The sequence below is a fragment of the Brucella cytisi genome, from assembly GCF_038433355.1.
Classification (GTDB): domain Bacteria; phylum Pseudomonadota; class Alphaproteobacteria; order Rhizobiales; family Rhizobiaceae; genus Brucella; species Brucella cytisi.
This window is the reverse complement of sequence record NZ_JBCAUP010000025.1, coordinates 26,299-52,938: the sequence shown is the minus strand read 5'-3', so window position 1 is coordinate 52,938 and position 26,640 is coordinate 26,299. Positions and strand designations below refer to the sequence as shown.

The following is a 26,640-nucleotide window of genomic DNA, read 5'->3' as shown; positions in this document are numbered from 1 at the left end:
TGCTATGCCAGATCGAAGCGATCTGCGTTCATCACTTTGGTCCAGGCGACAACGAAGTCCTTTACGAACTTCTCCCTGCTGTCATCCTGGGCATAGACTTCCGCATAGGCGCGAAGGATCGAGTTCGAACCAAAAACGAGGTCGACGCGCGTAGCGGTGAACTTCGGCGTACCGGTCTTGCGGTCGCGGATTTCGTAGAGGCCTTCACCGGTCGGGATCCACGAATTGTTCATGTCGGTCAGCGTGACGAAGAAGTCTGTCGTCAATGCACCTGCCTTGTCCGTGAAGACACCGTGTGACGTACCGCCGTAGTTTGTCCCGATGGCGCGCATGCCACCGATAAGGACCGTCATTTCAGGGGCGCTGAGGCCCATGAGCTGTGCCCGGTCGAGAAGCAGTTCTTCGGCACTGACCACATAGTCCTTTTTTTGCCAGTTGCGGAAACCGTCAGCCAGCGGTTCAAGCGGAGCGAAGCTTTCAGCATCAGTCTGCTCGGCGGTTGCGTCGCCGCGTCCTGGAGCGAAAGGCACTTCAATATCAAAACCGGCGGCCTTGGCTGCCTGTTCAACACCGAAATTGCCAGCCAGCACGATGACATCAGCCAGACTTGCACCGGACGCGGCTGCGATCGGTTCAAGGATCGAGAGAACGCGGGCCAGACGTTCAGGTTCGTTACCTTCCCAGTTCTTCTGCGGAGCCAGGCGGATGCGTGCACCGTTGGCTCCACCGCGGAAATCCGAACCACGATAGGTACGGGCACTGTCCCAGGCAGTGGACACCAGATCTTGAATAGAAAGGCCAGAAACGGCAATCTGGGCCTTCAGATCCTTGACGTCGTAATCAGTACGACCAGCCGGAATAGGATCTTGCCAGATGAGATCTTCGGTTGGAGCGTCCGGACCGATGTAACGGGTCTTCGGGCCCATGTCGCGATGAGTAAGTTTGAACCATGCGCGGGCAAAAGCATCGGAGAATGCGTCGAAATCGTTCATGAAGCGTTCGGAAATCGCGCGGTAGATCGGGTCGAGCTTCAGCGCCATATCTGCATCGGTCATCATCGGATTGAGACGAATCGACGGATCTTCCACGTCGACCGGTTTGTCCTCCTCAGCGATCGAAACAGGTGCCCACTGCGAAGCACCAGCCGGGCTCTTTACCAGATGCCAATCGTGCTTGAACAGCATCTGGAAGAAGCCGTTGTCCCACTTGGTCGGCTCCGTAGTCCATGCACCTTCGATGCCGGAAACGACGGTATCACGACCGATACCGCGGCCCTTGGTGTTCATCCAGCCCAGTCCCTGGTATTCTGGGCCTGCATCTTCCGGATTGGCACTCAGGTTAGACGGATCACCATTGCCGTGGGACTTGCCGATGGTATGACCACCTGCGGTCAGAGCCACAGTTTCTTCGTCGTCCATACCCATACGGGCAAAGGTTTCGCGCATCTGAGCTGCTGTTGCCAGCGGATCAGACTTGCCGTTAACGCCTTCCGGGTTGACGTAGATGAGGCCCATCTGGACCGCAGCAAGCGGATTGTCGAGCGTGTTCGGCTTGGTAAGATCACCATAACGGCCATCGCTCGGTGCAAGCCATTCCTTTTCGTTGCCCCAATAGGTGTCCTTTTCAGGTGCCCAGATGTCTTCGCGACCGAAGGCGAAACCATAAGTCTTGAGGCCGGCGACTTCATAGGCGATCGTACCGGCAAGCGCGATCAGGTCGGCCCAGGAAATCCGGTTGCCGTACTTCTTCTTGATCGGCCACAGCAGACGGCGCCCCTTGTCGGTGTTGACATTATCCGGCCAGGAATTGAGTGGAGCAAAACGCTGATTGCCGGTGTTGGCGCCGCCGCGACCGTCGGAGGTGCGGTAGGAACCGGCAGCGTGCCAGGTCACACGAGCCATCATGCCGACATAGCTGCCCCAGTCGGCAGGCCACCACTCCTGACTATCCGTCATGAGCGTGCGCAGATCGGTCTTGAGAGCCTCTACGTCGAGCTTCTTCAGCTCTTGCTTGTAATCGAAGTTCTTGCCCAGCGGATTGGTCTTGGTGTCATGCTGGTGCAGAATGTCGAGGTTCAGCGCATTGGGCCACCATTCCATGACAGAATTGCCAAGCGCGGTATTGCCGCCGTGCATGACCGGACATTTTCCGGCCGATTTCGTCTTCACGTCCATGATTGCTCTCCGATGGCTTTCCGAAAGATGGCTTTCGCTAAATTGAACGGGCGGCTGACACTGGCATACCAAAGCGACCGCTATGAAGGCGGTCGCTTCGGAGCCAACAATCAGTATTGGCACGGTAATCAATGCTTTCGATAAATTCCAATTGTATATTCTTAAGGCTGCGATATGCTGAGCTTATGATTGGCCTCTCCATGAAACACCTCCGCTACTTTGACTCGCTTGCGCGATTGAGCCATTTTGGACGTGCGGCGGCGGCATGTTCCATCTCCCAGCCTGCACTGTCCTTGCAAATCAAGGAACTGGAAGACCTGATCGGCGCTCCTTTGGTAGAGCGCGGCGGCAGGCAAATCCGCCTTACCGGCCTTGGCGAAGAATTTGCGGAAAGGGTGCGTGGCATCCTGCGCTCAGTTGACGAACTGGAAGAGCTGGCTCGTGCGGCGCATGGCCCATTTACCGGTCGCCTGCGTCTGGGCGTGATCCCGACTGTTGCGCCTTATCTTTTGCCTGAAGTTATCAAGACACTGACCCAACGCTATCCGGGGCTGGAACCCAGACCACGAGAGGCAATCACTCAAAAGCTGATCGAAGACTTGCTGGAAGCCAAACTTGACGCCGCGATTGTTGCCTTGCCGATTTCGGAGCCTGCCTTGCAGGAAGTTCCTCTTTTTGAGGAGGAGTTTGTCCTGATGCGCCCGTTGGAGGATGCGGGCAAGCCAGTTCCGAGCGCCGAAAAACTGCATGAAATGCGTTTGCTTCTGTTGGAAGAAGGGCATTGTTTTCGCGATCAGGCCCTGTCGTTCTGTAATATCGCAGATGCGCCGCCGCGCGAACTAATGGAGGGTAGTTCGCTTTCCACGCTTGTTCAGATGGTGGGCGCAGGCATAGGCATCACGCTTGTGCCGGAGATGGCTGTCTATACGGAAACCCTTGCGGCAAATGTCTGCATGTTCCGCCTCGCAGAGCCACGGCCCTTGCGGACCATCGGATTGGTCTGGCGCAAAAGCAATCCGCTGTCATCCCAACTCAAGCAGATTGCCGAAATTGTCCAGGACGTGGGCTTACACCACCAGGCGAGAATGCAGAAGCTGCTGAGCCCTTAGTAAAACGGAGCAGCAACGAACCAGCCAGTGTGGCGCAGGAAGAGTGTATCCAATTCCATTTGATCAGGCGGGACGCGCTGTTGTGACTCTGGAATGCAGGTATCACAACCGTCATAGTTGACAACGTAATTGCCATATAAACCACGAGTTTTTCCTGTGGTCGACAACGACAAGCGTAATTTATCCAGCACCCGCCCCGTAGTCACTTTTCAGTTCTCAGAACCAGGCGGTCTTAAGAAAACAATCGATTAGATGCCTTAAAATGCACCCATATTCAATCACCTGCATAATACACAACGGCCACTAAACATTGGGACTTAAACAAGTTTTGAGACGTGCGTATCTTGAAGGGATAAACTGCCATCCCCAGAAAGAGAATGCCATTTTGAGCCCCAACTAGCATTGAAAAGCCGGATCCTGGGCCTGAAACAGAAAACGTTTCAGACTCACTCCGGCAAATAAAATGTAGGGTGGAACGGCAAGTGAATAGTGACCACAGTTGAGTTGCAGAACATTGGCGCGCGTAGCAATACTTCTCAATTTTTCGATGAGTGCATCCGAGAATGCTGGCAAAACGACTTTGTCTCGTTTAGCCAGTATGAACTGAATATCGAGATTTGCCCGCGCGAGACTATAGACGTAATTCTCTAGGTTAAGCGGGGCCCAAGCTCGTCGAAGTTCTGCTATCCCGATCGATGTTTGCAGTCCATCACGAATTGGGCGCGTTGCACGGCCTGTCCAGACCATATCAGCGAGACTCCCGGCGGTTAGAAACAGAGAGGCTTTGGATACGTTGGGGTCATGCGCTGCAATCAGTCCTGCCACCCATGAACCGAGGCTCATTCCTACAACGGATATTTCGCAATAACCTTCTTTCTTCAACCAACGGATGAGCTTTTGCCCATCCCAAACCGCCTGGCGGATTGCCTGGATTGTACGACCGAGACTCGGGCTAAGCATATAATCGGCATATTCCGCCCCCGGACGGCTTCTCTCAAAATGATAAGGCATAGAAATTTCGATAACCGCCACCCCTCTTTTCGAGAGATATTTCGCTATCTGTTGGTTTCGGGATCGTGCATTCCAATGATGGAAAATAACCGTTGCCTTATCGTGCGATCCACTTTCGGTAATCCTGGCCCAAACCAGATTGTTTTCTCGAACGTCCGTAGAAAGGTCAGACGGGAACCTGAGGAATTCTCCTTCGCGGTAATACTCTGGGTCGTGCCCGGTTGGCGCTTTGAAAAAGGCGGGGCTCGAGGTCGCCCGTTCCGCGAGAACGCAAAACTCCTCAATCGTCGTGGCGCTCGTAGCGTCGGGAAACACAAGATCAGCGTCTATGCGAAAACCAGTTGTCTTTTTTGCTACTTCTCCGCGTTGTGCGCGCCGCTCATCCCAACGATCGAGCCAGAAATGATACAATTTGTTTGCTTCCCTACCATTTGACCGCGATTGTCTTAAACAGACCGTTTCACGCTTTCAACACTGTAACGTTTAGAAAAACTGAAATACCGCATATTGCCAATGACGAGTAATATTACGATCATTGACCTTCTCCACACAGGTAAAATCTCATCCGCTCCTGACTTTTGTGCCGATTTCCTATAGGAACGGTTCAACGGAGTTTTCCACGCCAGGTATGGGCCACGATAGGCGCTCGTATCGTTGAAATTGTACAACTTCTTGGGCCATCCAAGGGGAATGGCTATTGCTATTCTTCTTCCAAAGACGAGTTTGTAACGCGGCAGTCGACAGGCTGATCCACAACGGGGTTCACGATGGGTTGAGGGACAAGCCGGACTGACTGGCAACCAATTCACCAGGTAGATCCAACGCGGCTATTCGCGCTTGTGGACGATGTGCCCCAGCTTGGCCAGTCGCAACTTAGATATTCCTGCTTTATCGGTCAGATCGCGAGCCTGCGACAATCAGCTTCCGCTGATATTGCGCCATGCCATATAGGTAGCGACTATCACGATCATAAGCGCAAACAGTACGTTAAGAGTGCCCTTGCGACTTTCCAGCAGCCCCGCCATGGATGCGCCGCTGTAGCCACCTACGATACCGCCGCCGACAAAGGCGACCGCTAATGGCCAGTCAACCATGTCCGACATAGCATATGAAACGGCAGTGGTCATTCCAAAGGCCGTAACTGCGACCAATGAAGAGCCGACAGCGTTGATCATCGGCATGCCAGTCGAGGCGATCAGGCCAGGTACAATCAGGAAACCTCCGCCGATCTCGAAGAATCCGGACAGGACACCGGTTCCGCCGCCGACGCCCAACACTTTTGGCAGTTTCTCACGCGTGCAGACGGTAGCGGGATCGCCCTCAATGTGTCTGCGGCGAAACATCAGCGCAGCAACCACCACCATCACGCCCGCAAACAAGACAAGCAACTGGCGACCATCAATGGCTTTACCCAGGGATGCACCAAATGACGCGCCGATGACTCCGGCGAAACTGAAGATCGCAGCACATCGCCAGTTTACCCTGCCGTTGCGGGCATGATTGGCGAGCCCGGTGATCGCATTGGCTGCGACTGAGACCGCACTGGTGCCAATGGCAAGATGCGCGCTTGGAACGCCAACAAGGTAGATCATCAGTGGAACGGCCAAGATGGAGCCGCCGCCGCCGAACAACCCAAGGCTCACACCGACAATGCCGCCTGAGAGTGCGCCCAAAGCATATTGAACGGGTTCCAGAAACATGATCCTGGCCTCTTTCAATCCGAATTGAAGTTTAACGGTCTATTCCGGTTCGGAGACTTCGTCACACCGCAGCGATACCAGGCTTCTTGTTGGTTGCCATCCGAGCCAACCACATGCCTAGAAACATCATCGGCAGGAAGACATAAGCGCCGGTCGCGCCGAGCGTTACAGCGGTAAGCGCTGGCCCCGGACAGAAGCCACCCAGCCCCCAGCCAATTCCGAAGATGGCCGGACCGGCGACAACCCCGCTGTCGATGCTGGTCTTTGTTGGCAGCTGAAAGGACGTGCCAACAACCGGACCGGGACGCCTGAACACGATGCGATAGCCGAAAAAGGCTGTTATGACAGCGCCACCCATGACGAAAGCCAATGACGGATCCAAGGCGCCCAACAGATCGAGAAAGTTCAGCACTCTGGCCGGGTCCGACATACCCGACGCGACGAGCCCGATGCCGAACAACAGTCCAGTTGCAAGATTGATGAGGAACGACATGGTCATACTCCCGCGACATGACGGACAAGAGCGTTGCGAAAGCAGCAGCCATAAAGACCAGGGTGGTCACGGTCGAGCGCAGCGACAGCCGGGACAGGTCGCAGACGTCATGGCCGCTGGTGCAGCCATTGCCATAAACCGATCCGAAGCCAACCAGCAGACCGGCAACCACCATTACTGGCAGATTGGAGGAGACCGATTGCATTACAGGCTGCCCGGTGGATGCTGAATAGACAAGTGGGCCACAATCAACCCCAGCACGAAGCCAAGGCGTGACAGGAATCCACCATCGAGTTAAGGCGGCAGCAAACGGCTTGCAATGCCACGGATACCGGCGATGCGCCCGTCCCAGGCCATCAACAGAACAGCAGCAAGGCCAATCAGCGCTCCGCCAAACAGTGAAGGAAGATAAAAGGTAAAAGTCATTTTTCGTCCGCCGGATTACAATAGATGGCGTAGAGCGCCTGTATGAGCAGCGCCGCCTTCTTTTCCGTGAGCTGGTAGAAGATCTGCTTGGCGTCCCGACGTGTTTCGACGATGCCGGCGTCACGCAACACGCCGAGTTGCTGCGATAAGGTCGGTTGATGAATGTCGAGTTTGTTTTCCAGCTCGCCGACGGAGAACTCTCCATCGACAAGCGCACATGCGAGCCGCAAACGGCCGGGGTGCGCAAGCGTCTTGAGAAGCGAGGCAACCTCGACGGCGCGCGCGTCCATGTCTTCGCGTGACATGGACGGCTTCTGGTGAGTGCTCAGCGTCGTCACCATGCTGCACCGCCAAGCGCATTCAGCGGGAACTTGAGATAGCGGTTCCCGTTTGCATCTGGCTCAGGCAGACGCCCACCGCGAATATTCACCTGTAAGGCATGGAGGATCAGTTTGGGCATTGGCAACGTCTTGTCGCGCGCTTCGCGAAGTGCTACGAACGCCACTTCCGTCATATCAGCCAGGTGAAGGTTCGTCCGCTTTTGTTCAGCGACAGTACTTTCCCATTTTGCTGCACGCCCGTCTGGTTCATAATCATGGCCGGTGAACAGCCGCGTTTCATCGGGAAGCGCCAGAATCCGCTGGATGCCCTCCCAGAGCGCTTTGGCACTCCCACCGGGGAAATCCGCGCGTGCCGTGCCGGAATCCGGCATGAAGATGGTATCATTCACAAAAGCGGCGTCCCCGATCACGTAGGTGATCGAAGCCAGCGTGTGGCCAGGTGTGAAAATCACCCGGCCCTGCAATGCACCGAGCGCGAATGTCTCGCCATCAGTGAAGAGTCGATCCCACTGTGATCCGTCCGTGGCGAGCTCGGACAGATTATAGATGTCTTTCCAGAGCTTCTGTACATCGACGACACGGGCACCTATGGCCGTAAGGGCACCGGTCTTCTCCTTCAGATAGTGCGCCGAAGAGAAATGGTCGGCGTGCGGATGCGTGTCGAGGATCCACTCGACCTTCAGTCCCTCCTCGCTGACATAGTCCAGGATGGCGTCGGCATGCGTCGTGGCAGTCGTCCCCGACTTCTCATCGAAGTCGAGAAGCGGATCGATGATGGCACAGGCCTTCGTCGCCGGATCAGAGACGACATACTGGATACTTCCTGTCCGGGGATCATAGAAACCCTTTACCCTGGGTGCTCCTGGGGCTTGCTTGTCGAGCCAGCGCATACCGATCGAGAGGTCGATGCCATGGCTCTTGCCGAAGGCTTCAACTTCCTCGCGGACCATTCGTCCATCAAGTACTTCGCCAAGCACATGAAGAGTCAACGCACGCCCGGCGCCTTTGCAATGTGCCACTACCGGGCCATCGGCCCCGTTTACAGCGCACTGAAAGGCTCGGATATCCGCTTCGGTGATGGTAGCGGCTGTGACCGGAATAAACGAATAAGCAACGCCAGCAGCCTGGGCAGCCTGTTTTTCAACAGCGTTTCCCGGCTGGTCGGTATCTTCCCCGTCTGGCCGGAGGTTGATGATAGCCTTAAAACCCTCACGGGCAAGGTCAGCAAATTTGGCGGGATCGATCTGACCCGTCACGGTCAATCGCTCATTGATCTTCGTCAGTTTCATTAAGCGCTCCTGCAATTTTCAATTTACTAATGTATATAATATCAAACCGTATAATATCAACGTATCGACGACAGGCCCTCAGGAGCTGACAGACTACGTTATAGATTATCTTGCGCGGTAAGAACGCCAACAGCGCATTCCTTGAACTGACTGGGATCTATTTCATCCGCGTTGGATTTGTTCGACCAGTCAATATTCTCGAGCAGCCCCTGTTCGCACGCCATGGTGACCTCGTCGTCCTCCATCTGCATGACGTCCCAGGTAACATTTCCCGCGTCAACCATTGCCTTCTGCTTGGCAAGGCCGCCATTCGTTGTGTCTTCGAGCACCTTGATGCCCTTTTCCTTGGCGTAGGGCGCGAAATAGGCTTCGCGAAAAGCGTCCTGGATCGCGCCGCCAAAGCCGACAACAGTCAGATCGCGAGCATGGGCACCAGAAAGGCAAGCTGTAGTCGCGATGCCCGTTGAAGCTGAACAGCCATTGCGCTCCCAACGCCCCATCGATTGCCCGTTGATCCAGTGAAAGCGTCACGCACACGCAGGCGTCGACGGCTAAGTGCCAACCGTCGCTTATCAGATCATTGCCGAATTTAACCGTATCGCTGGCGCTCATGCCGCTGCTGGATGCGGCTCATCTGGTAGAGGCAGCCGTCCGATCCCATATTGGTCGGTGGCTACTCTCGATCTCTGAATAAGTAATCCCAGGCGCCGTCTGATCGCCACCAAAGCCGATTTCGTTTCCCGTCTCACGCGTTGAATGCCATGATAAGGGGCTGGCCAAAAAGCTTCGCCCAGGCGATAGAGCTGGCGCGCTGGATCGCGACGATCGACGTATCGGCGGTCCACCAGCCATTGCCGATTGCCACGACGATATCAGGGGAATGGAGCATCGACTGAAGTATCGGCCAGACGACGAGCTGCTCATAGCAGATCAGCGGCGCAAGTGTCACTCCGTTGATCTCGACGGTCGGATTGGCAAAGAATTTCGCCGGCACGCCTCCTCCCTGCCCAATCCAGACACGCCAAGGTTGCCACATGGACACAGGAACCGGCATGCGTTCGCGATAGAGGATTCCGGTTCGGTCTGCCGAGACCGCTACCAGAATATTGTCGTAACCCTGATGCTCGACTACGATCGCCCCCCCAATGACGGTAACAACGGAATCGCGCAAGCCGTCTCGCCAGAGACGCTCGACGGTTGGCGTCCAGAAACCGAGGGCGCTTTCGGGAAGGACGACGAACCGGGTCTGCGGATCGGCGTGCGACCGAACCGTTGCGATCAGATCACGTTGATGGCCGAGCGAAACGTCGCGGCCAAGGATATGACCGTGTTCGAGATCGACACCTTTCCATCCCGGGGGTAAAGCCGCAGGCGTCCAGCTTGCGGCAGACCAGGCCCAAAATCCTCCGAGAACGATGGCTGCGGCCGGCCAGCCTCGCGATGTCATCAACACGGGAATGGCCGCAGTCCCCGCAAGCCCCCACCATCCCCATCCAGGAAAGAGTACGCCGGCCGCGGTGATCGGCTGCGCCCATCCGGTGATGCCGAACGGGGGTAACGCCAGCAAGACGGTCGCCACTAGATAGCGCATTGCTCTCCTCCCTGCTGACGGGTCGTTCTCCGGAAAGCCCCGGCCCGCATCAACCCGCCGAAGCCGCCCCTTTTTCGGTTGCCTTGACCATGCCACGGCATGCACGATGACGAATGAAATCGAGGCCGCCAGCCAGAGCATCAGGCCGGGCCAGAGGTCGGCGGCGAAGAAATTCGCGACACCGAGGGGCAGTCCGCGCGTGGCAGCCAGGAAATATCCAGCCGAAACAAGAGCTGCGACCACACGCGACGGCGACAGCGCCCATAGCGCCGGAAAGATCATGGCGACCGGAAGCGCCAGGACGTACCCGCTCCAGCCGATCACGCCGGCGGCAATCGCCGCCCCGATTAGAAGGGCCGGGAACATCTTGTCAAGGATCGAAGACAAGAACAGGCAAGCCGAGACCGAGCAGCCCGCTGTCCGGGACTGGTCCAAAATATCGGGAGTCATAGGAGCTCGCATAGATAGAGTGGAGATAGACATGACCGGTCGGCACGACGCCACCGGCATAGGGTCGGATCGTCCTGCCCTCGCCGTCGATTGGCCGAAGCTCGGAGCCGGGGAGTTCCACGCCATCGATGACGACGATCTTACCAATCTCAACACGCTGACCAGGAAGCGCGGCGACGGTCTTGATAAGGGGCGCCACACCGCCGGGACATGGGCCCCACCGCAGATATCCGCGACGGCGCGCCTCCTCGAACGAGGCCGTCATCGGCGGGCAGATGAACACCAGGTCGCCGCGGGCAGCGGCCCGATAGAGTGCCTCGATGCGCCAAATTCCAAGCGGCTCGCTCGGCGTCAGGTTCAAACGGAACCCGCCGGTGAAGGCGATGGCCGCCACACCGGACAGGATCGCCACCAGGCTCACAACGGACAAGACAATGTACCGTCCCCTCATTTCTTCAAACCCGGCGTCTGGCTTTGCGAGAGCCGCAGGTCCTCAACCTGCTTGAGCGTCACGGCCGTGCGTTCGTGCGCGGCGAGTTGCTGGGCTGCACGCAAGATCGGCCAAGCCTCCGCGAGGCGCTCCCTTTCCTCAGGTGCGAGTTCCCGAGCAAGTTTTTCGAACGGCTTGCCGGAAGGTCCGCGAGCGGCATTAGTGAGCAGGCTGCGTTCGCCGAACCGTTCAGCAATAGCCTTATTGAAGCCGTCCAGTTCGACCTTCACCATTTTGTCGGCAAGCACGTATTCGAGACTCGCCGACAGGTCGTTGCAGTCGATCGCGTCGCGCACCCGCTCGAGTGCAGCCCGTGCCAACGGTGACAGCGCCGGAATATCGATCGAGACGCGATAACGTTTCGCTCTCTCTTCCGCCACAAGCCGCTGGGTGGCGCTTTCGCGTATCTCAAGATAGCGAGTAAGGTCACGAGCGAGTGCTGGCGCATTGAGCTCAGCCGTATTGCGATCCTGCTTGTCGGTACGGCTCGCCAGCAGCCCCGTCTTACCCTTCAGCGCCCCAAAGGATTCAGGTTCGTTGGCTAGCTTCATGGAAGCCGATTGTGCGAAGCCCGGGTCCTTCAGCATGGCATCGACATTGACGGCCCTGAACGCGGCTTCCGGATCGGCATAAACGAGACAAAAGCGCGTCGAGACCTCGTCCCATTGCTGCTTCAGTGCCGGATCGGAAACTAGCTTGTCCTCGACTGCCTGCTCGAGGGATTTCGGGAATATGGTGATGCCCGCGACCATGGGTCTGGTCTCCTTGGTACTGTTGAAAATTGATTGCTGCTGCGCACGCGCCGCGAGGCCGAGTTTCGCTCCAACGGCGATCAGACGCGCCTGCAGATCGGCAAGCAGTTGCTTCTGCCTGACCTTCCATTCCACACGATCGCGGACGATCGTGCGGGCCACTTTCATAAGATGAAGGCCGCGGATCTGGGCGAAGCGGAGGGCGGCGCGATAGGACGACGCCTTCTCGTAGTCGAGCGTCGTTTCTTTTGATCCGTCCCGCGACAGACGCTCGGAGAGACGGGCGAGCGCGATCGCCTTGATGTCGACGACTTTCCAGCTATGGCGCTTAACCTGCTTGCCGTCGGGAAGCCGCACGGTCTCCGAACCGTTGTGATTGATCCCGATGCGATCGCCGATCGCGCTGCCGGCGGCGCTGATCGCCCGCTTGAGGTCGACGCCCCAGATCGTGTGCTGTTGTCCTGCGCCAGTCTCCAGCGTTACGAAATAGCTGTCGCCGTTTTTCGGGTCATTCTGGTAAGGTGCGGCGCCATGATCGACGAGCACGCCGCCGTGGCTCATAAGCTCGTTCAGGCCGACATAAAGTCGCGCCGCGTCGCGATGACGCGTCAGCGCCACATAGGTCAGATGGCGATCCATGGTTTGCGAAGCGAGCACCCTGATATCATCGACGGTCGCGCCTTGCGACTTGTGCACGGTCGTCGCGTAGCCGTGATCGATGTTGGCGTAGAAGCGCTGCTCTATCGAGACCTTGCGGCACTCGTCGCCCTCTCCGATCTCGACAACCATCCGGTCGGGGATCGCCTCGATGACAGTGCCCAGGACGCCGTTCTTGACGCCGAGCGATCCCTCATTCTTGAGAAATACGATCCGATCGCCGGCGGAGAAGCGGCGTGCGCCATCCTCGGTGCGGAACAAGTGGCCAGCATCGACAATGCCGCGCTCAACGAGCTTCTCTCGCGCCAGCTCGTTCAGAGCCCGAACATCGGCGCGACGGTGTGCGAGGATGAGCGAACTCCTGGTCGGATCATAGTCGCGGTTCCAGTCCTCGATCAGCGCAAGGGCGGCCTCCTCACGGGTCCATTCCATTCGCACCATGCCGGCGGCATCAAAAGCGGCGAGTGTCGCGCCGATCCGGCCGCGCGAAAGATCGATCGAGGCACGCCGCATCCACTCTTTACGCTGGCGATAGATCGTTCCAAGTTCCGCATATCCGATGCGATCGGTGATGGCGCGGAAGGCCGCTCCCGCCTCAATTGGCTGTAGCTGATCGGGATCGCCAACGAGGACGAGCTTGGCGCCGGATGTCGTGGCTGCATTGACGAAGAGCGCCATCTGACGCGACGATACCATGCCGGCCTCGTCGAGAACGAAAACCGTTTTGTTATCGAGTTGACCGCGGCCATCCTTCCAGAGCAGTTCCCAGGAGGCAAGCGTGCGCGAGACTATGCCTGCCTCCGTCTCCAGGCCCTCTGCCGCCTTGCCGGCGAGCGCGCCACCAACGACGCGATAGCCGGCCTCTTCCCAAGCTTCGCGCGTCGCTTTCATCATAGTGGTCTTTCCCGCACCGGCGCGACCGACCACAGCAGCAATGCGCTCATCGCCGGTGACATGCTCGATCGCCGAACGCTGTTCGTCGGACAGGCGCCCGTGTCCCGCGAAAGTTGCGTCAAGGATCTTCGTCCGGACGCCATGGCAGGTCCGGCGCGACAGCCAGACCGCCTGCTTTGCCATCTCCGCCTCGAGTACGATAAGTTCACGCTTTGCGTATTTCGCAGGCTCACGGATGCCGGTCGCAAGCGAGATACCTTCACGCTCCAGCCGCAGGACGTGCGGGTTCTGCAGGATGCGCGCCATCAGGTTCTGGAACAGCGTGGTATCGTCGATGTAACGGTGAAGGACCCTCGCGACATCGCGTTCATCGAAGACGCTTTTCTCGCGGGTGATGAGGTCGAGGACGAGTGCGGGATCGCGTACGATGCGAGCCCTGTTTTCCTTGCGGCGTTCCGCCTGCAGCGCACTGCGTTCGAGCTTTAGGAAGCGGATCGCACCCTGTTCTTCGACAAGCTCGGCTTTGCGTTCCATCGCCTTGGCGCCGACGCCGAGATGGATGGTCGGGACAAGATCGATCCCCTGCTTATCGTAGGAGCGTCCGTCGACCCGAAGATCGATACCGCTCAACGCCAGATGGTGGTTCTGACGTTCGAACCAGCCGTCGCGTAGCGCGTTGAAATCTTCCGCTCCTCCAGCCCAAAGCTCATAGACGATCTTGCCAGCCCTGGTCCGGAGAGGTTGGCCGTCATCGCCGATCACCGCAACTTTCTTCGCCCCGAAACCGTCTTCGGTCAGCGCGCGTAGCGTGGTCATCAGATGGATGTGCGGATTGCCCGGATTGTCGTGATAAACCCAGTCGGCAACCATGCCCTTCGGCAGGATGTGCTTACCGACGAAGTCACGCACGAGCGCGACGTTCTGCTCGGATGTCAGCTCCACCGGCAGCGCGATTGTCAGGTCCTTGGCAAGTTGCGCGTCGGAGCGTTTCTCGAAGGCCTCGACCCGGTTCCAGAAGGCCTCGGACGCGCCGGCGATTGACCGGTCGGCGATCAGCGTACGCGCCCATATCGGGGCATTTACCGGAAGCAGGAACTCCTCGTGCACGAGTCCCAGCTTGCGGGAATAGTCAATCGTGCGGGCCTCGCGCTCGTAATCCATCTTCGCACAGTGGCGGTACGCCGCCGACAGCACGACGCTGCGGCCCGAGCCGCGGGCGACGATGCTGACGGAGAAATGCGCGATGGCCATGGTGACGACTGCTCCCGATTTGAACCTCGTTCGCCGGGAGAGGAAAGCGACAGAACGCGTCGCACTAGCGACGTATAATTGCGCCCTTGGCTCCCGTCCCTGAGAACGGCAAGATGATCTCGCAAAGCGTCTTTCTTGCCGATATGCAGATTTGCACATTCCAAAGAATGATCATTCGGGAGAGGTTTGGTGCTGCGAATACGCAGCTAAACAACAAAAAATGGATGCCCCATATGAAGAAGCCCTCATCGAAGATCAAAGAAGAAATAGCTCGTTTGCAGGACCAACTGAGGCGGGCGGAAACACGCGAGGCCGAACGCATAGGCCGGGTCGCGCTCAAAGCTGGCTTTGGCGAGATCAAGGTCGACGAGGCCGCGCTACAGGCTGCGCTCGAGGAAATCGCCGTGCGGTTTCGCAAAAGGCCAGACGCCGCGTTGGGAAGGAAAAACGGCACCGACAGCAAAGTCGCCAGCGACAAGGTTTCTACGATCTCCACTGGCCAGGCTGCGGGCGAAGCTGGCGAGGCTTGAGCGAATGGCCCGAATGAAATCGACTTATGCCCGAAGACAAGACGCGAGAGAGAAAATTGAACTAGGTGGGCTGATCGTTCAAGCCGGCTTGGGTTATGAGAAGCGGATCGTTCTGATCGGGTTGCTGGTTGATGCCAAAAACCGGATCGATGTCAACGCTTTGGAACGTTCGAGACTTATGACGATCGGGCAAAAGGTCCTTGATGATGGCACCTGGTAAGCTGCTTCTCGCCATCTTTCCTATAGCGTTCATGATTGCGATAACGATTATGCTCACGGGCATCGAACAATGGCTGTCAGCTATGGGAAAGACAATCCACACGCAATTGCTTTTTGGTCGCGTCGGGCTTGCTCTTCCCTATGTGTTTGCTGCTGGTGTTGGGGTGATTTCGTTACTTGTTCTCAAGGGCGACAACAATATCAGGACAGTCGGGGGAAGCGTGGCTTGCGGAAGCCTCGCGGTCATTTTAATCGCAGTGCTGCGTGAGATTGTCCGGCTTTCCAGCATCGCCAATCGGGTCCCAACGGACCAGTCTGTTCTGTCATACCTCGATCTTCCCACAATGGCAGGTGCAATGACTACACTTATCTCTGGCTGCTTTGCATTGCGCGTTGCGGTCAAGGGCAATGCTGCCTTTGCAAAGCCTGCACCGCGGCGCACGCACGGCAAGCGGGCCATCTACGGAGAGGCCAGATGGATGAGGATGACCGAAGCGGCAAAGCTGTTACCAGCCAGCGGCGGAGTGGTGATCGGCGAGCGTTATCGCGTTGACCTGGACGGATTCGCTGCCGACGCATTCCGCCCCCGCACACCCAAGACCTGGGGTGCGGGCGGCAAAAGCCCGCTCCTGTGTTTCGACGGCTCATTCGGCTCGTCGCATGGATTGGTTTTCGCAGGCTCTGGAGGGTTCAAGACAACGTCAGTGACCATACCTACCTCACTTAAATGGAGCGGCAGTCTTGTAGTACTCGACCCATCAAATGAAGTAGCCCCGATGGTTATCAATCACAGACGCAAGGCGGGACGGCGGGTGATCACGTTAAATCCTGCCACTTCGACCATCGGCTTCAACGCACTGGACTGGATCGGTCGTTTCGGCAGCACGAAGGAAGAGGATATCGTCGCTGTTGCAACATGGATAGTGACCGATAATGCACGTGGCACGTCTGCGCGTGACGATTTTTTTCGTGCCTCAGCCATGCAGCTTTTAGTAGCCTTGATCGCAGACGTTTGCCTTTCCGGTCAAACAGAAAAGAAGAACCAGACGTTGCGGCAGGTACGTGCCAATCTGTCCGAGCCTGAGCCAAAGCTTCGCGAACGACTTGCACAGATACACGCCAGGTCCCAATCTGATTTCGTCAAAGAGAACGTCGCCGCATTTGTTAACATGACGCCGGAAACATTTAGCGGTGTTTATGCAAACGCGGTAAAGGAGACGCACTGGTTGTCCTACAACAACTATGCATCTCTGGTTTCCGGTCACAGCTTTTGCACTGATGAGCTGGCGAACGGTCAAACCGACGTCTTCATAGCGCTCGACCTGAAGGTACTTGAAACACATCCGGGGCTAGCGCGTGTCGTTATAGGCTCATTCCTCAACTCGCTTTATAATCGTAAACGTAATGCCAGTCAGCCCACACTTTTTCTGCTCGATGAAGTGGCGAGGCTGGGATATCTACGTATCCTTGAAACTGCGCGGGATGCCGGACGCAAATACGGCATCAGTCTCGTTTTGATGTTCCAGTCGATCGGACAAATGCGCGAGACTTATGGCGGCCGTGATGCGAGTTCGAAATGGTTTGAATCTGCGTCGTGGATTTCTTTTGCTGCGATCAACGATCCGGAGACTGCCGATTATATTTCCAGACGGTGCGGCGACACCACGATCGAGGTCGATCAGACAAGCCGTACAAGCCAGTCTTCTGGATCATCAAGATCGCGCTCGAAACAACTCAATCGCCGACCCTTAATTCTGCCGTATGAGGTTATGGGAATGCGAAGTGACGAACAGATTGTCTTCACTGCTGGAAACCCGCCTCTGCGGTGCGGAAGAGCTATATGGTTCCGCCGCGATGAGATGACGCGTTCCGTTATTAACGGAACGCTTCCATCCGACTGAGCAAGCTACTTTGATGGAAGTACCTGAGAATAACTGGAGTTTGGAAAAGCAGCGTGATGATAACAATGCGCGGTCTATGAAACGTCTGAGGACCACGTTGCATGCGTGGTCTTGCAGCGTAGAAGGCCCCGCCTTGCGACGGGGCCTGGCAGTTATTTATCACGTTTCGTACGGTTCCAGACGAGGTCGTAATCACCCTCCGTTTCACTGGGCCACAAAGCGGCGTTGATCGGAGCATTGAAGCTGGGATCATCAAGCTTGACGGAGATGTAGTGCTCGCCATCGTTTGAGATAGAGCTCCAGGCGGCGCCCACTTCGGCCATGCCAGCCATCACCCGGAAATCGGGAGCGCCACGCGATGTACGTTCGATCGGCAAGAGGCGTGCTTTCATTGAGACAGTCAGGGTGCGGACTGCGCCGCTGATGAGGTTTCCGTTGGTGGAGAAGCTGCCGATAATAGCCATTTCAGAGATCCTTTCAGGTTAAACGGGACCGCGACCATCGCGACCTCGATGGCTGTCGATAAGATCGGAGACGATCAGACCGCACCCATCGGGCCGAAACAAAGTGGAGGACGGCGTACGAAACTTTCTTGTTCAAGCGAGGAATGACGGACGCCCGGGGCCCTGTTCGACCTTGCGAACGGGGTGGGCTCCGGCAGGGGAAGAAAGTTGAGGACGACGTTGCGGGATCATGATCGAGGCCAAGCCGTTCTTCGATCAGACATGCCTCATCGAGGACGTGATGGCCGTGCAAAGTCAATCAAACAAAAAGGGCTCGGACGGCGGGCATTATTGAGCATCAATCAAGTAACCGGAATCAGCAGCCAGCAAACACCGCCATGCAGACGTATATGATCAGCATTCGCAAGAATATGTTGACAGCGCGCGCGGGTTCGGGCTGGCAAGATCTGGTGAAGTCGAAGGTCTTGCCGAAAGACTAGTACTCTGCGGCGGATGCTTGTACGACTGATTTACCGGTGATCGATCCCGCTCCTGACCGATGCTTAGGCCATATTCGACGTGAAACGCCGCAGTACGGTTGCCACTGATAGTCTGGGCGTGAGGAGCGACCGGGTTGCAAGGGCTGAGTCTGCGCCGCAGTTCACCTTTACGCCGGAGTTGTTCGCGAAAATACGTACACAGGGATGAACACTTTATTCGCACAAATGTGAGGATTAGTCTGGCGAGTGCAACATGTTATACCAGTATGATTTCATCTCGGACTGCCAGTGCAATTGCGGCATTTATATTCGGCGCACTCAGCTTCAATTTTGCCGTGGTCAGATACAGACGCACTGTCTTGATCGACAAATCAAGTTCGTAGGCTATTTTCTTCGGTACGGAACCTCGTGCCAGGAGCTCAAGACACTGATGTTCACGTGGCGACAGTTTTGATCGTTGCTGCAAACCAAACCCTGCAAGGGCCAGGCTGCGGTCAAAGAGGAAATGTGATAGTATATGAAAATCACTCAATAAGCGCGTTCGTCGCCGTGACCACGTATGTTGGGGTTCATAAGACGTTAGCGTAGCCAGAGATTTGCCTCGTCCTGGTCCATTTATCGACAAGGTGACACCCTGTGTCCCGACACCGTAAGATTCAGCTTCCTTAAACAATCGGCGCATTCGCTCATTTGACCGGTCAATATCCAGCCAATCGAGTGGCAAGAAGCTCTTCGCTCCAACCCGAACGACTGGGTCGATGCTAAAATAGTCCTGTTCGATGTACCGCTCCACCCAGTTTTTCTCATAAGTTGCGATCACGACAGGATGTCTTGTTTTGGTCACAGGCGAAGACATGACGTGCAATACGATGTTCGCCACTTGATAAGCTGCTCTCAACTCGATCACGAATGTTTCCAGAGCCGTGAAGGTCTCGATCCTCGATAGCTCATCAAGGGCATTTTCAAGTGGGATCACTTCCTACCTTCCAATCGGCAGGCGTTGAGATTGCGCGGGAAAAACGACACTTTCTAAAGCCAACCCCTGACAGCGTGCAATTGCGGAATGCACTCATTTGATTTGCCAAAATTTTGTTGAGTATACAGGGTGCGGAATTGGTGTTGAAGAGTGGTCACCAATTCGTGATTACTTGTCAGTCTTATTAGATGGCTTCAAATTCCGTCATTTTATTTACAATTTCGCGAAGGTGCTCCAATTTCGGCTTCGCCTGTTCAGACATACAATATTTGAGTGAAGCTTCGCCAAAATGATGAAAAAGGGATAGATGGCCCCCCGGAGGAGTGCCCCATTCAGTGTAATCGTAAACCCGCTCAGTGGTGCTGTCCTGTAGCGGGTGCTGCACGGCCCAGTTTGCACTCAATACAACCGGGGATCCCCTCTTTTGCTTCTCGTCTATGAGAGTGTCCAACAGTGCAATCCGGCTATAGTGTTTCTCTCCCAGTCCAAAAAGCAAAGCACAGCCGCAAGCAATTTCATTGCGAGAAAGTATATCGAGTGCCTGGCAAAAGCGCACATGCCAACTGCCCGTCCTTGCGCCAATATTCTTACTCATACCACCAATCTCGTTGGGATCGAACGTTTCGAGACCTATAAAAAGATACCGAAGTCCGGCAGTTGCAAGACGCCGAAGCTGATCTTCCCGCCGCAATATCAGGTCGATGGTCAATTGGGCGCCGAATTGAAGCGCAAGAGGCTTCTCGTCAAGTAGATCGCAAAACTCGTCGAATGCGCGAGGACTACCACCCAACAGAACCGAATCCTCGATGAATGCACTGGCGCCTCGACCCGGATGGTCTTCCTTGATAACCCGAACCGCTTCCGCCATTTGCCTGTACAATCGCTGTGGCGCACCATTAACGTCAGCAAGCCTCCCCGTTACGCTACTGCGCTCGCTACAGAAATCACAATCGTAAACGCAGCCCGCGCCGGTATCACTAAACACGTGCGCAGTCATTCTATTGCCGAACACATCGAACGATGTGGAAACTCCGTAAAGTGGAGCCAGAGGGGGCAAATCGTTAGGATTTATGACCACACCCGCACTTACAATATCGGGGCCTATGGGTAGCGAGACGATCCAGTTACCCGGAATATGGGGAGAGATGCGCTGAAATAGATTCTCCAGGTCCCATATCGTACCGGATGCCAAAACCTCTCCGAGTTCGGCAATCAGATACTCTGCTTCGCCGGAAATAACCGCGTCGAATAGAGGGGGAATTCGGTTTTCGCGCATCAATCTGGCTGGAGATCCAGCGTGGTGCAATACGTCGGTCGTTTGACGAGCCTTTTTGTTCCAGAGGTAAATCGTTTCATTGGGATGACGACCACCCAGAACAATGAGGACTTGTCGGCCCAGTATCTGCCGCGCGACCCGCGCGCATTCAATTGCTCCAGGCATGCAAAGAGACATTGCGCCGAGCAAAATAACATTCGGTTTTTCGCGTTTTATCAAACGGACGAATTCGGGCATATCATCGAGCGAGTACATGAGCAGGAAATTTCTGCGTATCCCGATCCTGCCACCTTTCGCCCAATTACTTTCGCCCCACGGCCCTCGCCCTGAAAAGGCGCGTGACGCTGCTATTCTGCAGGCATTGAAGAGGCTCGCAGGATCTCGACTATTAAGTGCTCTTTCTTCTTTCCGTCCTTCGATCCGGTCTGGTGCTGCCACTGCAATCACGCGCAATGAAGGCAAAGAGCGAGTGCCAACCGATTGAAGATCTTGCCGCTCCGCTACATCGTCTCCGCAAGCGTCCAGTGGGTCTTTATCGTTCTCCAATACATCATACTGGAACGCAGGGAGTGTGAATTCCCGTCGAGTTTTCATGGCTTTCCCGCTGTGCAAAGCGAAGGTCCGCGAGTGCATCTGAAAATATTAAAACAGAGGCGATTGATTAATATTCCCGTAGCAGCGTCTGGCGAGGTTCTCTTCCATACGAGACAGAGACGATGCGTCAGCAGTCCAGATACCAACACCGAGTGTCTCTGCACCCGACTTCGCTGTTGCCAAACGTCGGGGATTCCATCCGATACGGGCATAAACCCGTTCCATTGGAAGCTCATAAAGGCCTACAATGCGCTCGATACCGCATTGCTCGCAAAGCCTGTGAAGTCCTATCAACAAACGGGTGGAAGTAGTGCTGTCCCCTGCATGCACGCAGAATTTGGTACATTCCCATATATGGGGGTCCACAAAGTCGACGTATTCTTCAAACAAATGCAAAAATTCTCTTCGGATCATCGTCGTAGACGTAGTCGGAAGCAATCGCAGCGAACCGTGAAGATGGCCCTCATCGTCGAGGTCAAGCAAATAGGACGGTTCACACGCTTCATCATAATAATCGACTTCAAGACCGTTGCGCACGATCACAGGCCATTGAAGGCGATCATGAAAGACTTCAGCGCGTCCGCGAAACATCTGTTCGAAAAGGTCGGCATGCCTTTCCCGGTCGTGCACCGTCAACACTTTCATGATGTCCCCTCTCGATAGCTGTTCGACAAGAAGGGCAAAAAGCGTTGCACGTCGCTATCTGGCAAAATTACCAGGTTTAATGAACACTCAACTCGCTGCATCATAGTAGGTTTTAAACTGGATCATAGGTATTCACACTTCTCCAAGGTGCAACCCAGACATTGGAGAATTCGGCAACCGTGCCCGCGGATTGCCCAACGGTAAAGGGTACCGTAATGCGATCCGGCTTTTTCATTGAAGGTGCACACAGCTGACATTTTCTGTGTTACGTTCGGTCGTTAATCGTCCCGACGGCCATCGGGGACCAGATGCGCTGGATCAATGCAATTGGCTTACGGGCACCGCGACGCAATGCTCACGAGGGAACCAATAACTATCAATTGCGCCTCAAACTATTCCAACCTTCAAACCCCCGGCACCTGCAAAGGCTCCATGAGAGAAACGCACAAAGATGAGATCGGAAAACGACACTGACCTTGCTACGGTAATCCGGCCATTGATCGGACTGACGCAGGATTTACGGCTCGCCACACTGGAAAATATTGTTATCGACGCGATCCGGCACCACCGTGATCTTGTAAACAAATCCGATGCGCTTTTCCAGTCGCTGCCAGAAGAATGCAGATCAGGTCAGACAACCGACAATCCGGAATATGTCGAGTATATAAAATCGGCAATTGATATGCACACACATATGTCCGGCCTGACAACATTGTTGGGAGTCCTGGGATATGTTCCGGACGTGAATTAGGAGTCAGATCAAGTGTCGCCTTATAGCCGTGGCAACGAGTTGGGTCGTTGTGGCACAATCCAGTTTCTTTTTTGCGCTGACCAGGCTGGACCGCACACTGTCGTAAGTTGTACCCTCTATACTCGCCACGCGGCTCCATGACAAACCGTGTGCGATCCAGCGCAAGTATATTGCCGCCTTCGGATCAAGACGTACACTTTCTTCATTGGAAGGTTGCATGTCGATACAAGCAATAGTCGCATGTAGTTGACCGACACTCGCAGCGGCGGCGACTTCGTCTACTATTCGGTTTTCTGCAGATCGGGGCCTCTTTGAAACAAGTGTGAACAGTGATGTGCCGCCATTGGCTGTTTTAACAGGAACAGTGATACCCGATCGAATATCGAATTCTGCTGCCTCTTTGAACAATAGGCGTTCGTCCCGGTTCCAAAGGGATCTATCTTCTTCTGCATCCCAGGAGAACGCGCGGCGTAACAGTTTAGCGCGCCGGACAACAGGATCCGACCTGACGAGACGGCGTTCGATATATCGGGATTGCCACTCCTGATGATAGTTGGATATCGTAATGTCACGGTTTTGATGTGAAAAGTAATATGCAAAACCATCAAATCCGCTGTCTTTTGTTACTATTTCAAGGCTGGCCCGAAGAGAGCCGGCATCCCGGATATAACCAGTTACGTCAACGAGTTTTTCCACCCAGCTTGTCACCACCGACCCTCCTCGAAACATCAACAAAACTGTTTGACAGTAATCACAATCTGAATGCATAATTAATACGGAGCTACGGTGCTTACTCAGCAATATAACAACTTCCTGGAATTCTTTTACAAGCTCACGACTTTTTGAAAAAGCTTCGTCTAAGTTTTAAATTCTCCCGGAAATACAATGTCTCTATCAACAATAACATTGAATTTGTACCCGGGACGAACCTCCAGTGTCGGCTGGACCTCCATATTGTTTCGAACCGTTTTGTCAGCGAGACGGCCAAATGTGTCGGCAAAACTTCTACGCGCAGCATCCTGAGATGAAGTCTGGGAACCGTTCGCATTGTGATCCTGTGGAATAGCCATATCTATACCCGTCCCTATCAGAGCTATCAAACCCGCTGACCCGAATGTCTTCAGATAGTGATTATTTACTTTATCCTTGAAGCCGCCGTAGCCTTCTTCATCCGTTCCGGGCATCCCGTCGATCTGAATTGTAGATCCGTCAGGGAAGACAAGGTCTGTCCAGATCACAAGCACGCGACTTTGCCCGAATGAAACCTTGCTATCGTAACGGCCAAACAGCTTCGTTCCTTGAGGAACGAGAAGGTGATGACCGGTAGCGCTATCGAAAACATTCTGGCTTACCTGTGCTGAAATGCGGCCTGGCAGATCTGAATTCAAGGCGCTGATGAGTGTTGCTGGAATAACCGAGCCTCTTTTGAGTTCATAGGGCGAAAGCTGCGACACCACACGTTTTGCAAGATAGCCCTGCTCTTTCAGATCCCGATTAAAAAATTCCTCTTTGTTTCGCTGCCCGTTCGGATCTGCACTGGATCCGGCCAGCCCAGCCTTGAGCGCTGCGGCATAAATATCCGCACGCGGATTGCCCGCCATCCCGGTCTGTTCCGACACAATCTCCCGCATCTGGCCTTGACCTTTCGCTTCCACTCCATTCTTGCCGAACTTTCGATTATTGATGGCTATCGGTGCATCATAGGCAGCGCCATTCGCCTGCAATCTGGCCATTCTCTGGCTTTGCCGTTCGCGAATATATTGTTCCTGATTTTCTCGTTTCAGTCTGGCGCGCCAGACGGACTCCGGCTCGAGGTTCTGTTCAGCAGGATTTGCACTTTTCGTTGCTGCTTCAGGCGCGAACGGATTGTCATCAGGCCGGGGCGGCGTTTGATCCGGCGTTGGTTGAAATACCTGTTGTCGCGGTTCTCCAATAATTGCATTGGATACGCCGCCTTTTATCTGTTCGGCAAAATCGGATGCCGGGTTTCCTGCCGTATGGCCAGGCCCTTCATCATGCGGGAAGAGTACACCCCGTGACATAAGGCCAAGATAAATGATAGCGACCAATGCGAACACAACGCCGATTCCAATGAATAGCGGAAGACGGTTGACGCGACGGATTTGCGCGGCGGTCTTTTGCTCTGGATTTCCACCAAGTTGCAGCGATTGGACCATGTCGAAACAACCTTATCCCTGACGCATGATGGAAAGCGGGTTTGCAGGTTGTGCGCCGGATTGAGTAATCATATAGGCGCGACCGAGTTCCACTTTGTCGCTTCTCAACCGGGCCAGGAGTTGTCCCTCAAAGGGAATAACGACATAAGCGATTGGAATCACGCGCTCCTTCGCATCCCACTTCTGATTTGTGACCACTGCATATCCCCGGTTTTTGAGCGCTGTATCGAAAGCCTTCCCGAATACAGATCCGTCCTGCCTGAGAAGCACAGTCCCCGTTCCTGGTCCGACCTGTTGGGCGAGATGGGCCACCAGATCGTTGGCAATGCCTTCCGCCGCTGCAACGGAAATGTCATCAGCAAGACTGCTTGCCATGAAGCTGTCAGCTTTATTCGTCTGACATCCGGACAAAATACCGGCCATTGCACTGAACAGCGCGATCTGACGACGGATCGAAGGCCACGAGAAGTTCATGATTGGCCTCCCCGTCGGATCGAGATTTTTTCCTGCCGCCATCCTACACCTGATACGAGCACCGCACGATCTACATTATAGTCGACGATCATCATATTGTTTTTCATGCGGTAATTGACGATCCGGTTTTGTCCGCCGGCCACCACGAAGAGCACGGGCGCATCCTGGCCTGACAGCGTTTTCGGGAACTGAATGTAGGTCTTCTGACCATCGGAATAGACGCGTGTTGGCCGCCATCGGGCACGACCGGACACTGAATAGGCGAAACTCAATTGTTCGGCAGGCACGCCTGCACCAGGGATGGTGCTCGCTTCCATCCTTTGAGTAATCTCTGCAAATCTGGCTGAGACGTCTTCCGGATAGTCAAAACCGACGCGAGCCATATACTGGCTTTGATGTGATTTCAGCTGAATGTGATAGGTACGCCGGGACGTTGTGACAACCATTGAGGTTTTCAGTTGCGATTCTGCCGGCTTGACAATGATGTGTACCGACTGGGTACCGGCCTCTCCGGAGGTAGCAGGCTCAACCTTCCAGCGTACGGTATCTCCGACCAGGACGTCGCGCACGACTTCACCGGCTTGTAACTCGATATCGCAAACCTGCAGTGGAGAGCAAACCACAGAAGGTTGGCTCTCACCGTAAAGAAAGACTGTCTTTCCGTCTGTCCCATGAGTTACCAGTCCCTGGTTTTCACGCCATTGCCCAGACAATCCAAGCGCTTTTTCTTCTTTCGGCGATATGCCGTCAGCAGCCAGGACACCTGACGGTATAACGAAAGCGGATCCAACAATTGTGAGCAAGAATGCAATGCCATGAGATTTTTTCTTCAAAACCGTTTGCCTTTCCAGCCTTTACAGTTGAGCCGTCCAATCAAAGTCGCGCAGATAAAGCCCTATCGGATTGAGACGGATCATGGCTTCATCCTGCGGCGGCGTCAGCGTCACCGTAGCGACACCACGAAACCGACGGACAGCGCGTTCCTTGCCCTTCCGGTCGCGTTCAAATTCGGTCCAGTCGATCTGATATGACTGGCTGGAGATCGCCACGATGTTGTTCACCTCAATGGCGACTGTCGCATCTTTCGCTTTCTCGAACGGTGAACTGGCCCGAAACGAAGCGTTGATTTTCTCGGTCGCGGGATCAGATGTGCGCAATAGCGCGTAAGTCCGGTCGATATACTGTTTCTGTACGACTGCATCAGGCGTTACACTGCGAAAACTGGTGATGAAACTGCCAAGCGTTGCACGAACAACGCGGGGATCGGCATATTCAAGCTGCTGGGGAAACCCCACCGCAACTGTTGTTCCCAGCTTATCGACTTCGACGATATAGGGAACGAGCTTGACCTGCCCGCTTTGATAAAGTGCATAGGTGAAGCCTATTACTGCCATCGCCATGCCTGTAATACCGACAATACGCCACGATGAAGCGGCCTTGATATAGGACCCGTAACGCTCGTTCCACTCGTTACGGGCAGCAAGATAAGGGTTATCAGGCGGGTTAGATCCGGCCATAAGCGTTCC

25 protein-coding genes and 1 pseudogene are annotated in these 26,640 nt (G+C 55.2%); 5 read left to right on the top strand and 21 right to left on the bottom strand.

The genetic code is table 11. The features are described from left to right. Positions 1–2: 2 nt before the first annotated feature. On the bottom strand, positions 3–2,174 hold the full coding sequence (gene katG / locus AAE521_RS20725; RefSeq protein ID WP_342062298.1) for a catalase/peroxidase HPI: 2,172 nt from the start codon (positions 2,172–2,174) through the stop codon (positions 3–5). Positions 2,175–2,359: 185 nt separating this feature from the next. Between katG and AAE521_RS20720 the strand changes: the two genes are divergently transcribed. Then, positions 2,360–3,283 carry a hydrogen peroxide-inducible genes activator gene (locus tag AAE521_RS20720; RefSeq protein WP_342062297.1) on the top strand — a complete coding sequence of 308 codons (924 nt, stop codon included), beginning with the start codon at positions 2,360–2,362 and terminating at the stop codon, positions 3,281–3,283. A gap of 396 nt (positions 3,284–3,679) precedes the next feature. Here AAE521_RS20720 and AAE521_RS20715 read toward each other — a convergent pair whose 3' ends face one another. From AAE521_RS20715 to traA, 11 genes and pseudogenes are all read right to left on the bottom strand, one after another. Beyond that, positions 3,680–4,705, bottom strand: coding sequence for an alpha/beta hydrolase family protein (locus AAE521_RS20715; RefSeq protein WP_342062296.1), 1,026 nt, complete (start codon positions 4,703–4,705; stop codon positions 3,680–3,682). A 506-nt stretch (positions 4,706–5,211) separates the two neighbouring features. Next, on the bottom strand, positions 5,212–5,994 hold the full coding sequence (locus tag AAE521_RS20710; protein ID WP_342062295.1) for a sulfite exporter TauE/SafE family protein: 783 nt from the start codon (positions 5,992–5,994) through the stop codon (positions 5,212–5,214). 61 nt (positions 5,995–6,055) lie between these two features. After that, entirely contained in the window at positions 6,056–6,487 is a 432-nt protein-coding gene (locus tag AAE521_RS20705; RefSeq protein ID WP_342062294.1) for a DUF6691 family protein, read from the bottom strand. A gap of 97 nt (positions 6,488–6,584) precedes the next feature. Continuing rightward, positions 6,585–6,692, bottom strand: a pseudogene (locus tag AAE521_RS20700) (YeeE/YedE family protein); the annotation flags it as partial. Positions 6,693–6,781: 89 nt separating this feature from the next. Next, positions 6,782–6,913 carry a YeeE/YedE family protein gene (locus AAE521_RS20695; RefSeq protein WP_342062293.1) on the bottom strand — a complete coding sequence of 44 codons (132 nt, stop codon included), beginning with the start codon at positions 6,911–6,913 and terminating at the stop codon, positions 6,782–6,784. Continuing rightward, positions 6,910–7,254, bottom strand: a complete 345-nt coding sequence (bigR, locus tag AAE521_RS20690; protein WP_342062292.1) for a sulfite-sensing transcriptional repressor BigR — start codon at positions 7,252–7,254, stop codon at positions 6,910–6,912. Before bigR ends, AAE521_RS20695 begins: the two co-directional genes overlap by 4 nt. After that, positions 7,248–8,543 carry a bifunctional sulfur transferase/dioxygenase Blh gene (blh, locus tag AAE521_RS20685; RefSeq protein WP_342062291.1) on the bottom strand — a complete coding sequence of 432 codons (1,296 nt, stop codon included), beginning with the start codon at positions 8,541–8,543 and terminating at the stop codon, positions 7,248–7,250. The genes bigR and blh overlap by 7 nt, the downstream gene beginning before the upstream one ends. A gap of 98 nt (positions 8,544–8,641) precedes the next feature. Continuing rightward, positions 8,642–9,043 (bottom strand): type 2 periplasmic-binding domain-containing protein, encoded by a 402-nt coding sequence (locus tag AAE521_RS20680; protein WP_342062290.1) that lies wholly within the window; start codon positions 9,041–9,043, stop codon positions 8,642–8,644. 245 nt (positions 9,044–9,288) lie between these two features. Beyond that, entirely contained in the window at positions 9,289–10,500 is a 1,212-nt protein-coding gene (locus AAE521_RS20675) for a conjugal transfer protein TraB (protein ID WP_342062328.1), read from the bottom strand. Between the two features lie 4 nt (positions 10,501–10,504). After that, positions 10,505–11,035, bottom strand: a complete 531-nt coding sequence (gene traF / locus AAE521_RS20670) for a conjugative transfer signal peptidase TraF (RefSeq protein ID WP_342062289.1) — start codon at positions 11,033–11,035, stop codon at positions 10,505–10,507. Beyond that, positions 11,032–14,628 (bottom strand): Ti-type conjugative transfer relaxase TraA, encoded by a 3,597-nt coding sequence (gene traA / locus AAE521_RS20665; protein WP_342062288.1) that lies wholly within the window; start codon positions 14,626–14,628, stop codon positions 11,032–11,034. The genes traF and traA overlap by 4 nt, the downstream gene beginning before the upstream one ends. 233 nt (positions 14,629–14,861) lie before the next feature. Between traA and traC the strand changes: the two genes are divergently transcribed. From traC to traG, 3 genes are read left to right on the top strand one after another with little or no spacing between them, the layout of a single operon-like run. Further along, on the top strand, positions 14,862–15,158 hold the full coding sequence (traC, locus tag AAE521_RS20660) for a conjugal transfer protein TraC (protein WP_342062287.1): 297 nt from the start codon (positions 14,862–14,864) through the stop codon (positions 15,156–15,158). Between the two features lie 13 nt (positions 15,159–15,171). Continuing rightward, the gene (gene traD / locus AAE521_RS20655; protein WP_374865087.1) at positions 15,172–15,378 is read left to right on the top strand and encodes a conjugal transfer protein TraD; all 207 of its coding nucleotides are present in this window, start codon (positions 15,172–15,174) and stop codon (positions 15,376–15,378) included. Beyond that, positions 15,365–17,278, top strand: a complete 1,914-nt coding sequence (traG, locus tag AAE521_RS20650; protein WP_342062327.1) for a Ti-type conjugative transfer system protein TraG — start codon at positions 15,365–15,367, stop codon at positions 17,276–17,278. Before traD ends, traG begins: the two co-directional genes overlap by 14 nt. 152 nt (positions 17,279–17,430) lie before the next feature. On the opposite strand, the gene AAE521_RS20645 is transcribed toward traG, so the two are convergent. From AAE521_RS20645 to AAE521_RS20630, 4 genes are all read right to left on the bottom strand, one after another. Then, on the bottom strand, positions 17,431–17,742 hold the full coding sequence (locus AAE521_RS20645; RefSeq protein ID WP_342062285.1) for a DUF736 domain-containing protein: 312 nt from the start codon (positions 17,740–17,742) through the stop codon (positions 17,431–17,433). A gap of 735 nt (positions 17,743–18,477) precedes the next feature. Beyond that, the gene (locus AAE521_RS20640) at positions 18,478–19,197 is read right to left on the bottom strand and encodes a helix-turn-helix transcriptional regulator (RefSeq protein ID WP_342062284.1); all 720 of its coding nucleotides are present in this window, start codon (positions 19,195–19,197) and stop codon (positions 18,478–18,480) included. A gap of 184 nt (positions 19,198–19,381) precedes the next feature. Beyond that, positions 19,382–21,067 (bottom strand): B12-binding domain/radical SAM domain-containing protein, encoded by a 1,686-nt coding sequence (locus AAE521_RS20635; protein WP_342062283.1) that lies wholly within the window; start codon positions 21,065–21,067, stop codon positions 19,382–19,384. Positions 21,068–21,115: 48 nt separating this feature from the next. After that, positions 21,116–21,712, bottom strand: a complete 597-nt coding sequence (locus AAE521_RS20630) for an acyl-homoserine-lactone synthase (RefSeq protein WP_342062282.1) — start codon at positions 21,710–21,712, stop codon at positions 21,116–21,118. Between the two features lie 451 nt (positions 21,713–22,163). Between AAE521_RS20630 and AAE521_RS20625 the strand changes: the two genes are divergently transcribed. Beyond that, positions 22,164–22,463, top strand: a complete 300-nt coding sequence (locus tag AAE521_RS20625; protein WP_071631004.1) for a transcriptional repressor TraM — start codon at positions 22,164–22,166, stop codon at positions 22,461–22,463. A 3-nt stretch (positions 22,464–22,466) separates the two neighbouring features. On the opposite strand, the gene traR is transcribed toward AAE521_RS20625, so the two are convergent. The 5 genes from traR to AAE521_RS20600 form a co-directional block, all read right to left on the bottom strand. Next, a complete protein-coding gene (gene traR, locus AAE521_RS20620; RefSeq protein WP_167375514.1) occupies positions 22,467–23,171 on the bottom strand; it encodes an autoinducer-binding transcriptional regulator TraR in 705 nt (234 codons plus the stop codon). 149 nt (positions 23,172–23,320) lie between these two features. Beyond that, entirely contained in the window at positions 23,321–24,640 is a 1,320-nt protein-coding gene (gene trbI, locus AAE521_RS20615) for an IncP-type conjugal transfer protein TrbI (protein WP_342062281.1), read from the bottom strand. A gap of 12 nt (positions 24,641–24,652) precedes the next feature. After that, positions 24,653–25,114 (bottom strand): conjugal transfer protein TrbH, encoded by a 462-nt coding sequence (gene trbH / locus AAE521_RS20610; RefSeq protein ID WP_342062280.1) that lies wholly within the window; start codon positions 25,112–25,114, stop codon positions 24,653–24,655. Continuing rightward, positions 25,111–25,926 carry a P-type conjugative transfer protein TrbG gene (gene trbG / locus AAE521_RS20605; RefSeq protein ID WP_342062326.1) on the bottom strand — a complete coding sequence of 272 codons (816 nt, stop codon included), beginning with the start codon at positions 25,924–25,926 and terminating at the stop codon, positions 25,111–25,113. Before trbG ends, trbH begins: the two co-directional genes overlap by 4 nt. A 42-nt stretch (positions 25,927–25,968) precedes the next feature. Then, positions 25,969–26,631: a conjugal transfer protein TrbF gene (locus tag AAE521_RS20600; RefSeq protein ID WP_342062279.1), complete on the bottom strand. Its 663-nt coding sequence runs from the start codon at positions 26,629–26,631 to the stop codon at positions 25,969–25,971. Positions 26,632–26,640 lie beyond the last annotated feature (9 nt).